This window comes from Bauldia sp., from assembly GCF_020442045.1.
Lineage (GTDB): Bacteria > Pseudomonadota > Alphaproteobacteria > Rhizobiales > Kaistiaceae > Bauldia.
In genome coordinates this window covers 22,202-33,679 of record NZ_JAGRLA010000049.1, presented here as the reverse complement: position 1 = coordinate 33,679, position 11,478 = coordinate 22,202, and the positions used below count along the sequence as shown (strand labels likewise).

Annotated in this window: 9 protein-coding genes and 1 other RNA gene; 2 read left to right on the top strand and 8 right to left on the bottom strand. The window is 67.7% G+C overall.

All coding sequences use genetic code 11. The features are described from left to right. Nucleotides 1-332: 332 nt before the first annotated feature. From recR to KDJ86_RS05755, 7 genes are all read right to left on the bottom strand, one after another. On the bottom strand, nt 333-941 hold the full coding sequence (gene recR / locus KDJ86_RS05785; RefSeq protein WP_291743887.1) for a recombination mediator RecR: 609 nt from the start codon (nt 939-941) through the stop codon (nt 333-335). Between the two features lie 3 nt (nt 942-944). After that, the gene (locus KDJ86_RS05780; protein WP_291743885.1) at nt 945-1,466 is read right to left on the bottom strand and encodes a 2,4'-dihydroxyacetophenone dioxygenase family protein; all 522 of its coding nucleotides are present in this window, start codon (nt 1,464-1,466) and stop codon (nt 945-947) included. A gap of 27 nt (nt 1,467-1,493) precedes the next feature. Continuing rightward, nucleotides 1,494-2,174, bottom strand: a complete 681-nt coding sequence (locus tag KDJ86_RS05775; RefSeq protein WP_291743883.1) for an SDR family NAD(P)-dependent oxidoreductase — start codon at nt 2,172-2,174, stop codon at nt 1,494-1,496. Between the two features lie 24 nt (nt 2,175-2,198). Further along, complete coding sequence (locus tag KDJ86_RS05770; protein ID WP_291743881.1) at nt 2,199-2,528, bottom strand: YbaB/EbfC family nucleoid-associated protein; 330 nt, start codon at nt 2,526-2,528, stop codon at nt 2,199-2,201. Nucleotides 2,529-2,576: 48 nt separating this feature from the next. Continuing rightward, nucleotides 2,577-4,352 (bottom strand): DNA polymerase III subunit gamma/tau, encoded by a 1,776-nt coding sequence (locus KDJ86_RS05765; protein WP_291743879.1) that lies wholly within the window; start codon nt 4,350-4,352, stop codon nt 2,577-2,579. Between the two features lie 121 nt (nt 4,353-4,473). Continuing rightward, nucleotides 4,474-4,569: signal recognition particle sRNA small type (gene ffs / locus KDJ86_RS05760), an RNA gene on the bottom strand. 137 nt (nt 4,570-4,706) lie between these two features. Beyond that, the gene (locus KDJ86_RS05755; RefSeq protein WP_291743877.1) at nt 4,707-5,615 is read right to left on the bottom strand and encodes an ABC transporter substrate-binding protein; all 909 of its coding nucleotides are present in this window, start codon (nt 5,613-5,615) and stop codon (nt 4,707-4,709) included. Nucleotides 5,616-5,709: 94 nt separating this feature from the next. Between KDJ86_RS05755 and KDJ86_RS05750 the strand changes: the two genes are divergently transcribed. After that, nucleotides 5,710-7,479, top strand: coding sequence for a glycosyltransferase family 2 protein (locus KDJ86_RS05750; RefSeq protein WP_291743875.1), 1,770 nt, complete (start codon nt 5,710-5,712; stop codon nt 7,477-7,479). Here the strand turns inward: KDJ86_RS05750 and KDJ86_RS05745 are convergent. Beyond that, complete coding sequence (locus KDJ86_RS05745; protein ID WP_291743873.1) at nt 7,443-8,657, bottom strand: GNAT family N-acetyltransferase; 1,215 nt, start codon at nt 8,655-8,657, stop codon at nt 7,443-7,445. The genes KDJ86_RS05750 and KDJ86_RS05745 overlap by 37 nt on opposite strands. A 363-nt stretch (nt 8,658-9,020) precedes the next feature. Here KDJ86_RS05745 and KDJ86_RS05740 point away from each other — a divergent pair, with 363 nt between their 5' ends. Then, complete coding sequence (locus tag KDJ86_RS05740; protein ID WP_291743871.1) at nt 9,021-11,396, top strand: heavy metal translocating P-type ATPase; 2,376 nt, start codon at nt 9,021-9,023, stop codon at nt 11,394-11,396. Nucleotides 11,397-11,478 lie beyond the last annotated feature (82 nt).

Here is an 11,478-nt window from a genome sequence, read left to right as displayed (position 1 = left end):
GCGAGGAGCGCCGCGAGGCGCGACAGGGAGGCAAGCAAGAGGCGAGGACGGCCGAAGGCCGGAGGAGCCTCGAAGGAGGCGCAAAGACGGAAGGATCGCAAACCGGCCCGGCCTCCGGGCGCGGCAAGGATACGGCGTGTCCGAACGCGTGCCACCATGGACCGGACCGGGAAGCGAGCAAGAGGCGAGGACGGCCGGAGGCCGGACCGGGAAACAAACAAGAGGCGCGGACGGCCGGAGGCCGGACAGGGATGCAAACAAGAGGCGAGGAGCGCCGCGAGGCGCGACAGGGAAACAAGCAAGAGGCGCGGACGGCCGAAGGCCGGAGGACCTCAGACGAAAGGCGTGCGGCTGCGGATCGCGGCGGCGAGGGTTCCCTCGTCTAGGTAATCGAGCTCGCCGCCGACCGGCACGCCATGGGCGAGGCGCGAGATCTTCACGCCATGGCCGGCGATCTGGTCGGTGATGTAGTGGGCGGTGGTCTGGCCCTCGACGGTGGCGTTGACGGCGATGATCACCTCGCTGACGCCGCCCTCCGCGACCCGGCGCGCGAGGCTGGCGATGCCGATGTCGTCCGGTCCGATGCCGTCGAGCGGCGACAGCACGCCGCCGAGCACATGATAGCGGGCGTTGATCGCGGTCGCCCGCTCCAGCGCCCAGAGGTCGGCGACTTCCTCGACCACGACGATGGTCGAGGGGTCGCGCCGCGGATCGGTGCAGATCATGCAGGGATCGGTGGTGTCAACATTGCCGCAGGTCGAGCAGACGACGATCTTCTCCGCCGCGATATCCATCGCCTTGGCGAGCGGGACAAGCAGCTCGTCCTTCTTGTTGATCAGGTGGAGCGCCGCCCGCCGCGCCGAACGCGGCCCGAGGCCGGGCAGCCGCGCGAGAAGCTGGATCAGGCGTTCGATCTCGGGACCGGCGACGGAACGGGACATGGCTCAGCGAACGAACCGGTCGACGAAGTCGGCGCCGAGGCCGCAGTCGGCATAGTGCCTGCGGCACATGTCGATCTTGGTGAAGACGTCCTCGAAGCCGAGCGCCTTGCCCCAGGGGTCGACGTAGAGCATCAGGCCGTTGACCTGGAACATGGTGATCATCTCGTCGACGTCGTCCGGCACGACCAGGGTATGGGTCTCGCCCGGAGGCTCGTAGACATAGCCGCCCTCGGTCGCCACCCAGTCATGCTCGAGATAGTGCCAGCGCCCCTTCAGCACATAGCCGTGGACGGGATTGGTGTGGCGATGGCGGGTCAGTACGCCGGAGCGCGTCACCTTCAGCAGGTTGACCCAGTAGCCCTGCGACGCGCTGAGGCAGAGCGGACGGAACCAGACATTCTCCGCCTGCGGCACCCAGACCCGCCCGTCCTCGGGCAGGACGCTCGGCACGACGATGTCGTCTGCGGTCTCCGGCGGCATCGGGAACTGGTAGGGCATGCGGGGATCGGGGTCGTCGATGGCCATGGTTGCTTCCGTGTGTCGTGGCGACGGTCACATCGAGGAATAGCCGCCATCGACCGGCAACACCACGCCGGTGACGAAACGGGCGGCGGCGCTCGCCAGGAAGAGGGCCGGCCCGACCAGGTCGGACGGCGTCCCCCAGCGCGCCATCGGCGTGCGCTCGAGGATGGCGCGGCTGCGGTCGGGATCGTCCTGCAACTGCTGGGTCAGCGGGGTCGCGATCCAGCCGGGCGCCACGGCATTGACCCGGATGCCGTCCTTGGCCCAGGCGATGGCGAGCGACTTGGTCAGGGTGACGATGCCACCCTTGGAGGCCGCATAGCCCGGCACCAGCGCGCCGCCGAAGAAGGAAAGCATGGAGGCGATATTGACCACCGAGCCGCCGCCGTTCCGGGCAAGCGCCGGCCGGCAGGCGGTGGAAAGCCGCATCGTGCCGGTGAGATTGATGTCGACGACATCGGCGAAGACTTGCGCGTCGAATTCCTTGCCGCGGCGGATGATGCCGGCGGCGTTGACCAGGACGTCGAGGCGCTCGCGCCCGGCCCCGAACCGGGCGACCGCGTCGTTGTCGGCGATGTCGAGCCGGACATAGTCGAAGCCCGGCGCAAACCAGCCCTGGTCGGCCCTGTCGACGCCGGTCACCGTGTAGCCGGCCTCAAGGAATCCTTCCGCCAGGGCGCGGCCAAGGCCGCCGGCGGCGCCGGAAACCACCGCGCATTGCGCTCCGGCCATTGTCTAGAATGGCAGCTTGAGGCCGGGCGGCAAGGCCATGCCGCCGGTCATTTCGCGCATCTTGTCCTGAAGCAGCGTATCGCCCTTGGTGCGGGCGTCGCCGCAAGCGGCGACGATCAGATCCTCGACGATCTCGGCTTCCTCGGGCTTCAGCAGCGACGGGTCGATGTCGACACCCTTCACCTCGCCCTTGCCGTTCATCGTCACCTTGACCAGTCCGCCGCCGGCAGAGCCCTCGATCTCCATCGCGGCGACCTCGTCCTGCATGGCCTGCATCTTCTCCTGAAGCTGCTTGGCCTGCTTCATCATTCCCATCATGTCGCCGAGCGCCATGTCGTCTCCTTCCGCGTCACGAACCGAAAAATCCCGTTGCCGGGTGTCCTAGTCGTCGAGGTCTTCCTCGGCAACGGCCACGACGTCGCTGCCGTCGGACAGCGCCGCATCGCCCTCGCCCGCCCGGATCCGGACATTGACGATCTCGGCGCCGGGAAACCTGGCGAGCACCGCCGCGACCACCGGGTCGGAGCGCGCGTCGTCGACCAGTTGCTCGCGGGCCGCGCTTCGCGCCTCGGCGATGGTCTGGGCCGCGGCCTCCCGCGCGACCGCGACCATCCACCGGCGGCTCGTCCATTGCTCCAGCGTGCGCGACAGGTCGCCGGCGAGGGTCCGCGGCGCGTCCTCGGTGACCGCGAGCTCGATCCGTCCATCCTCGAAGCGCTCGATCCGGACGTAATGCTCAAGCGCGTGCTTCCACTTGAGGTCGCGCTTCTCTGTCGCCAGCGCCACCAGCTGCTCGAAGGTCTCGAGGCGGACCGCGGGCGGGGCGTCGACGGCGGGCGGCGGAGTCGGAGCCGGTTCCGGTGCCGAAGGCGCCGGCATCGGCGACGACCCTCCGATGGACGCAAGACGGGCACGCGGCTCGCCGCCGGCAGGCGGTGGCGGCGGCGAAGATGGCGGAGCGCCGGCCGGCATCGGCGCACCGTCGCGGATGGCGCGCAAGGCATCGTCCGGCGTCGGCAGGTCGGCGGCATGGGCGATCCGCACCAGCACCATGTCCGCGGCGGCCAGCGGCCGGCTTGCCGCGCGGGTCTCCTCGATCCCCTTCAGCAGCATCTGCCAGGTGCGCGCCAGCACCTTCAGAGAGAGCTTCCCGGCGAATTCGAGCCCCCTGGTCTTTTCCTCCTCGGTGAGGCTGTCGTCGGCGGCCGCCTCGGGCGCGAGCTTCAGCCGGGTGACGAGGTGGGTGAAGGCGGCAATGTCCTCGAGAACCACGGCCGGATCGGCGCCAACGTCGTAGAGCGCCTTCAGCCGCTCCAGCGCGCCGGCGATCCCGCCGCGCATCAATTCGCCGAAGAGGTCGATGATCAGCGCGCGATCGGCAAGGCCGAGCATCGAGCGCACCGCCGACGCCTCGACCCGGCCGCTGGCATGGGCGATCGCCTGGTCGAGGAGCGACAGCGAGTCGCGCGCCGAGCCCTCGGCGGCGCGGGCAAGCATCACCAGCGCCTCGTCCTCGATCTCGACGCCTTCCCTGGCAACGATGCCGCGCATCAGGTCGATCAGCCGCCCGGCCTCGATGCGCCGCAGATCGAAGCGCTGGCAGCGGGAGAGGACGGTCACCGGCACCTTGCGGATCTCGGTGGTGGCGAAGACGAATTTCACATGCTCGGGGGGCTCCTCGAGCGTCTTCAGAAGGCCGTTGAAGGCGGCCTTCGAGAGCATGTGCACCTCGTCGATGATGTAGACCTTGTAGCGGGCGACCGCCGGCTTGTAGCGCGAGGCCTCGATGATCTCGCGGATGTCGTCGATGCCGGTATGGGAGGCGGCGTCCATCTCGATGACGTCGATATGGCGGCCTTCCATGATCGCGGCGCAATGCTCGCCTGGCTCTTCCATGTGGATGGTCGGCCGGTCGACCTTGCCGGGAACCGAATAGTTCAGGGCACGCGCGAGGATGCGGGCGGTGGTCGTCTTGCCGACGCCGCGGACGCCGGTCAGCATGTAGGCCTGCGCGATGCGGCCGGTGTCGAAGGCGTTGGTCAGGGTGCGGACCATCGGCTCCTGGCCGATGAGATCGGCGAAGCTTTCCGGCCGGTACTTGCGCGCGAGAACGCGATAGTGGCCGGTATCCGCCTCCTGATGGGTGCTGCCGTCCATTCTTCGCTGCCCGTCCGCCCGATTCTGTCCAAGCCGAAGCCAGAGGGCGATCCGCGCCGGCCCGGTGGCCGGCCCGCGGGAAGCCAGTCTTCCCGGAATCGACTAGGCCCGGCGAGGCAAGAAGGAAGCCGGACGAGCGACCCGCGCCGAAACTCGTTAGGGCTGCTTCCTTCCGGACCTGACCCGGTTGGCGAGGAGCACGTCCGCCGCCGACTTCCCGGCCCACCATATCATGCCCCGGACGCGGTGTGGCAAGGGTCGGACGGGGCGGAACCGGTCGAATCTGTGGGTAGCCGCCGATTTCCGCCGGACAGGCGCCGCGACGGGCCGGTTTGCGCTGGACCAGGCGCTCGCTCAGAAGAAGCCGACAGGGAAGGAGCGGAGGTAGAGTTCCGCGAAGACACCCTTCTCGTAAAGCGATGCAAGGGCGGAATCGATCGCCTGCTTGAGGTCGGCCGATCCGCGCGGCATGGCGATCGCCATCCCTTCACCGAAGAAGCGCGATTCCAGATAGGGGCCCCCGGCAAAGACGCAGCAATTGTCGGCGGCATCGCTCTGCAGCCAGAAGCTCAACTGCATGCCGTCGCCGAAATGCGCGTCCGCCTCGCCCGACTTCAGGGCTTCCCGGGCCGCCTCCGGTGTCGCATAGAGCCTGCGGCCGACTTCCGGAAAGAAGGCGGCGAGATAGGCCTCGTGGGCGCTTCGGGCAACCACTGCGAGGGTCTTCCCGGCCAGCCCCTCCACCGTCGGCTCGAAGGGCTCGCTGTCCGCGCGGACCACGAAACGGCCTGGGGAACGCATGTAGACATCGGAGAAATCCAGCTCCTGCCGGGCCTCCGATGTAATCGCCATGCCGGCGATGATGGCGTCGGCATTCCCGTCGCGCAACGCCCTCAGCAGATCGTCCCATTCCCGCGTCTGGATCGTGCAGCGGATGGCCAGCTCGTCGCAAATGGCGCGGGCGAGATCGACGTTGAAACCGCTCAGACGCCCGTCCTCGTTGAGGAAATTGAACGGCGGGAAGTCGCTGGTCGTAAGGAAGCGGATCGCCGGCACCGAACCGGCCGGCGGCCGCTCGATCCGCCGCTTGGGATCCCAGAAGCTGGGGATCGTCGGTTCTACCTCACCCAGCTCCCGGCTCCTGGCCGCGACGTTGCCGGTCGCCGTCCATCCCGAGACGATGACGACAGTCCCGAGCAGAATGCCGGCGACCGCCACGAGGCGCCGCAGGGATGTCGGTGAATTCGCGCGCTTCTCCGCCATGTCCGTCTTTTCGCTTCACTCGCAAGTCGTTTTGGGATGGAATACAGCCAATGATTACAGGCACCCAAGAAGGTGTCGGGCGGGGGGACATTTTTTGGCGCGCGTCGATCCTTTCGATCGGCCGGACGTCGTTGCGGCCGCGTCCGGCGGCGAGGAAGCGGTGTACCGCCGCCGCGCGCGCCGGCTTGGCCTCTCCTATACACCACATGTGGTCCTCGGCCCCAACGCCTATTCCGACCTGAGCGGTATCGAGCGCGGCACCTTCGCGATGGACGCCGGCGAGGAAGGAAGCGCCTATCTCGCGCCGAGCGAGGAGATCATGCCGGCGATCGGCCATTGGCTCGCACGGCACCCGACCGTCCGGCGTCGCCTGGCGGTCGCGACGCCGACCGCGATCCGCGCCGCATTGCGGCGGGCGGGCGAGGATGGTTACGCGTCCCTGGCGCTCAACCGCCTCGAGCGTGTCGACCCGCGCTTTTCGGCACGACGCACGGTCACCCGGCGCCAGGCCGTCATCGGCGGGGCGGCAATGATGGCGATTCTCGCCGCAATGCTCGTCTCGCCCTCGACAACGATATTCCTCGTCGATCTCGTCGCCGCCTTCTTCTTCCTCGGCGTCTCGATGTTGCGCTTTGCCGCCGCGGGACGCGTACCGCTTCGCGCTTCTCCCGCCGTGGCGCCGGCCGACGAGACGATATTGCCGGTCTACACCATCCTGGTGCCGCTCCTCCACGAGGCGCATATCGTCCGGCAGATCGTGGCGGCGTTTGACCGGATCGACTGGCCCCGCGACCGGCTCGACATAAAGCTCGTCGTCGAGGAGGATGACGCCGCGACCCGCTTCGCGGCAACCCATGCCGCGCCCGGCACGCCCTACGAGATCGTCATCGTGCCCGATGGCGCCGGGCCGCGTACCAAGCCAATGGCACTGCAATATGCCCTGACCTTCGCGCGCGGCGATTTCGTCGCTATTTATGACGCGGAGGACCTCCCCCATCCCGGCCAGCTCCGCGAAGCCTTCGAAACCTTCCGGCGCAACGACGACCGGCTTGCCTGCCTGCAGGCGCCGATCGTCATCGACAATGCGCGGAAGAACCTCATCACCCGGCTGTTCGCGATCGAATATTCGACCGTCTTCGATGGAATCCTGCCGGCACTCGCCGAGCTTCGCCTCCCCCTGCCGCTCGGCGGTACCTCCAACCACTTCCGGCGTTCGGCCATCGAGCATGTCGGCGGATGGGACCCGTTCAATGTCACCGAGGATGCCGATCTCGGCATCCGCTTCGCCCGCTTCGGCTACCGGGTCGCGACGATCCTCCTGCCGACCGGCGAGGAGGCGCCTGCCGCCTTCGGGCCGTGGCTTCGCCAGCGGTCGCGATGGTTCAAGGGCTGGCTGCAGACCTGGCTGGTCTGCCTGCGGCAGCCGCTGCGGTTCTCGCGGGAGATCGGATTCCGCCAGACCTGCGGCTTCATGCTTGTCGGGATGGGCATGATCGTATCGGCGGTTGCGCATCCGCTATTCCTGGCAACGCCAATCCTCGTCGCCGGCGACCCGCTGTCGATGTGGAACGGGGATCCGCTCGTCGCGGCGATCGTCGGCCTCAACCTCTTCAACCTGATCGCCGGCTATGTGGCGATCGCCGTCCTTGCCCGGCGGACGCTCGCCCTGCGGCGACGGGGATGGGCGATGACCGGAGTGGTCTGGCTCCCCTTCTACTGGCTGCTCATGGCGATCGCCTGCGTCAGGGCGGTTATCCAGCTGGCGACCCGGCCACACCATTGGGAGAAGACGCCGCATGTCGGGCGCCGCCAGGCACGGCCCGAGGGTCAGCCGCGTTTCGCGGCGAGCCGGCAGCGCAGCTGATTGGCAAGCCGGGTCAGTTGCGGACTCGTGGTGACAAGCTGCTTTGTCGACCGGACGCCCGCCAGCGCGGCCCCGAGAAGGGCGCCACGCGGATGAAAGACCCTGAGGCTGCCGCGCAGGTATTCGTTCTCCTCGCACCAGTGCGACTTGAAATCCTCGTCACCTACCGTGAAGTCGAATTCGGAGATGCCGCGTTCGATCGACCAGCGCATGAGATGGCGCATCAGCGCGCGGCCGGGTGAATAGCGCGAGACCGCCCCGCCTTCGTATGAGGTCATGACGTAGTAGTAACGGTTGCCGCGAACGAGGCCCCAGTTGGTCGCGACGATGCGGCCGTCGCACTCGATGGCCGAGACATGGGCGGGCCCGGCGGGATACGGCTTGAGCGCCATTGCCTCGTAAAAGGCCCTGACCTTGCGACTGGCGAAGAAGGGCGGCACGCCGCCGGCGGCCAGCGTCCGGTCCTTCTGCTCGAAAAGCGCCGCCAGGATGCGCCGCGAGTCTGCCGGTCGTTCGGCATCGATGATGGCGACCGGACCAAGGTCCGCCATCTTCTCCCATTTAAGCCGGTCGTGCCGCCGCGAGCTCGAATTGCGTTTCGAGCGGTAATAGGTGTCCCAATCCGGGGCGAGGCGGGTCCAATGCGCCCGCCTCCTGTGATGCGAGGGATGCCAGGCGGCAAACGGATTGGGATAGTCGCCGAGCGTCTCGGGCTGATGCCGGAAATGGACCACGTCGACCTCCGCCCTCAAGGGCGCCATGGCGGCTTCGACGAGCGCCAGCCGCAGGGCCTTGTCCCCGGCAAGCGAGGCAAGCAGATGCGGCGCGAAAAGCCCGGCGTGATAGTCCGCATACGGACCGCCCAGCCACTCCAGCAGGGTCGCGCCCAGGCAACGGCGAATGCCGAATGGGAGCAGAAAGACGATGTCGCCGCGAAGCTCGCGACCGACCACGATCCGTGGCGCGATCTCGTCGGCGCCGATCTTCTGGAGCCAGGGGCGGACAAAATCGAAGGTCTGGAACACGTGGCCGATGGCCGAGGTCTCGAACCGCCGCCACTCGTCCTCGATCGCACGCGGGTCGGTAACCACCGAAATCTCCGCGATGCGCGAGACCGCCGTCGCAATATCCGGCGTGGTCAGGGAAGGCACGATCGCCGTACGCGCGAGAATGTTCACCAAGGGCCTGCAGGAATTCAGAAAAACCGGTTCACCTGGTCGCGACGTTACGGGATCAGCGGTTAATGACCGCCTACGCGACAGCAGCCAATCTTAGCTTTCGGCGCTACTGATGAGGACGACCCGTTCATTGGTCCGGCGTCGCGATCCGTCGGATTTCCGCCGCGGGACCCATGCGGGACGGATTGCCGCCACGTGGTCTCGGGCCGCCTCCCCCGTGATCTTGCGGAATAGAGCGCGAAAGCGCCCTCCCGCGTCACGGCGTCGGCGGGGCTTCGTTCCGCCACGGGCCGGTTGCGGATTGCGTCGCGGCCACTTATACCCTAGGGGGGTATATTGCATCTCCCGGAAAGTATTACGGACATGAACGAACATCACACGCAGACCGACGAAGATACGAAGAAGACGGCGATCGATCCGGTCTGCGGCATGTCGGTCGATCCCGATGCCGGGAAGCCCAGCCACGAACACGAAGGCGTCACCTATCACTTCTGTTCCGAAGGCTGCCGCGCGAAGTTCGCCGCGGAACCGGCGCACTACCTGGAAAAGCACCACGCCGGTGGACATTCGCATCACGCCGGAAAGGCGCCCGCCGGGCCGGTTCCCGAGGGCACGCCCTACACCTGCCCGATGCATCCCGAGGTCATCAAGGACGGTCCGGGCGACTGCCCGATCTGTGGGATGGCGCTGGAGCCGATGGTGGCGACCGGCGACGAGGGTCCCAATCCCGAGCTGATCGACATGAAGCGGCGGCTGATGATCGCCGCGCCACTTGCCACGATCCTCCTCGTCCTGGACATGGCCAACCATTTCTTCGGCCTTGACCTCCTGCCCTTCCTCGATCCGCACGACAAGCAGCTGCTGCAACTGGTCCTGGCCATCCCGGCCGTCCTCTACGGCGGCTGGCCGTTCTTCAAGCGCGGTGCCGCCTCGTTCCGGACCGGCAATCTCAACATGTTCACGCTGATCGCGGTCGGCACAGGAGCGGCGTTCCTCTACAGCGTCGTGGCCGTCTTCCTCCCGGACCTCTTTCCGGAAGCGATGCGGGACGGGCATGGCCTGGTGCCGGTCTATTTCGAATCGGCCGCCGTCATCACCGCGCTCGTCCTTTTCGGGCAGGTGCTCGAGCTCAACGCAAGGGCGAAGACCGGCGGAGCGATCCGCGCGCTGCTCGACCTCTCGCCCAAGACGGCGATAAGGGTCGCGGCGGACGGCTCCACCGAGACGGTCGCGCTCGAGACCGTCGGCGTCGGCGACGTGCTGCGCGTCCGTCCGGGCGACAGGATCCCGATCGACGGCGCAGTCGTCGAAGGCAAGAGCGCGGTCGATGAATCGCTGCTGACCGGAGAGCCGGTGCCGGTCGAAAAGGGTGAGGGCGACCGCGTCACCGGTGGCACGCAGAATACCAGCGGCAGCTTCGACATGACGGTGGACCGCACCGGCGCGGAAACCACGCTGGCGCGCATCGTCGCGATGGTGGCCGAGGCGCAGCGCTCCCGGGCTCCCATCCAGGGACTGGCCGACCGGGTTTCGTCCTATTTCGTCCCGGGCGTCATCCTGGTCGCGGTCATTGCCTTCTTCTTCTGGCTGTTCCTCGCGCCGCCGCCGGCCCTCGCCTATGCGCTGGTCGCGGCGGTAAGCGTCCTGATCATCGCCTGTCCCTGCGCCCTCGGGCTGGCGACTCCGATCTCGATCATGGTCGCCACCGGGCGGGGAGCCCAGGCCGGCGTTCTCATCCGCAACGCCGAAGCGCTGGAGCGGCTCGCGTCGGTCGATACCGTCGTCGTCGACAAGACGGGCACGCTGACCGAGGGCAAGCCGACGCTGATCGGCATCGAGGCGGTGTCCGGCTTCCCCGAGGCCAGCCTGCTCAGGATCGCGGCGACGCTCGAAGCCACCAGCGAGCATCCGCTTGCCAGTGCCGTCGTCGACGCTGCGCGCGAGCGGGGCGTTGCCGTCCAGAAGGCGGCGGAGTTCGAGGCGATGTCCGGCCAGGGCATCCGGGGGACCGTCGAGGATCGGACCGTGATCATCGGCAACGGCCGCCTGATGGACTCGGAGCATATCCCGACCAGACAGCTCGCCGGGTCGGTCAGCCTTCGACGGGCGAATGGCGAGACCGTCATCTTCGTCGCGGTCGACGGCAAGCTCGCCGGGATACTGGCCGTCTCCGATCCGATCCGCGAGACCACCGCCGATGCGATCGGCGCCCTGCACGGGGCCGGCCTGAAGGTTATCATGGCAACGGGCGACAACAAGACGACCGCCGAAGCGGTCGGCAAGGCGCTCGGAATCGACGCGATCCACGCGGAAGTCCTGCCGGAGGACAAAAGCCGCATCATCGCCGATCTGCAGAAGTCGGGCGCCAAGGTCGCGATGGCCGGCGACGGCGTCAACGACGCGCCGGCTCTCGCCCAGGCGGATGTCGGGATCGCGATGGGCGCGGGCGCCGACATCGCCGTCGAAAGCGCCGGCATGACGCTGATGTCCGGCGATCTTGGCGGCATCGTGCGCGCCCGCCGCCTGGCAACCGCGACGATGCACAACATCCGCCAGAACCTGTTCTTCGCCTTCGTCTACAATTCCCTCGGCGTGCCGCTTGCCGCCGGCGTTCTCTATCCGATCTTCGGCATCCTGCTTTCGCCGATCATCGCCGCGGCGGCGATGAGCCTGTCGTCGGTCTCGGTAATCGGCAATGCGTTGCGACTGAGAGGAGTCGACCTGCGGACCGATCGCTAGGTCATTCACGGGCCGGGCCGGCACACGTTTCGTGGCAACCGCGATTCTGTGTATGGTCGTCCGCTTGTCGTCAGGTCATCCT

Coding starts and splice junctions, on each gene's coding strand:
- recR (WP_291743887.1), bottom strand. CDS start 941: ATGTCCCGTTCCGTCGCCGGTCCCGAGATCGAACGCCTGATCCAGCTT.
- KDJ86_RS05780 (WP_291743885.1), bottom strand. CDS start 1,466: ATGGCCATCGACGACCCCGATCCCCGCATGCCCTACCAGTTCCCGATG.
- KDJ86_RS05770 (WP_291743881.1), bottom strand. CDS start 2,528: ATGGCGCTCGGCGACATGATGGGAATGATGAAGCAGGCCAAGCAGCTT.
- KDJ86_RS05765 (WP_291743879.1), bottom strand. CDS start 4,352: ATGGACGGCAGCACCCATCAGGAGGCGGATACCGGCCACTATCGCGTT.
- KDJ86_RS05755 (WP_291743877.1), bottom strand. CDS start 5,615: ATGGCGGAGAAGCGCGCGAATTCACCGACATCCCTGCGGCGCCTCGTG.
- KDJ86_RS05740 (WP_291743871.1), top strand. CDS start 9,021: ATGAACGAACATCACACGCAGACCGACGAAGATACGAAGAAGACGGCG.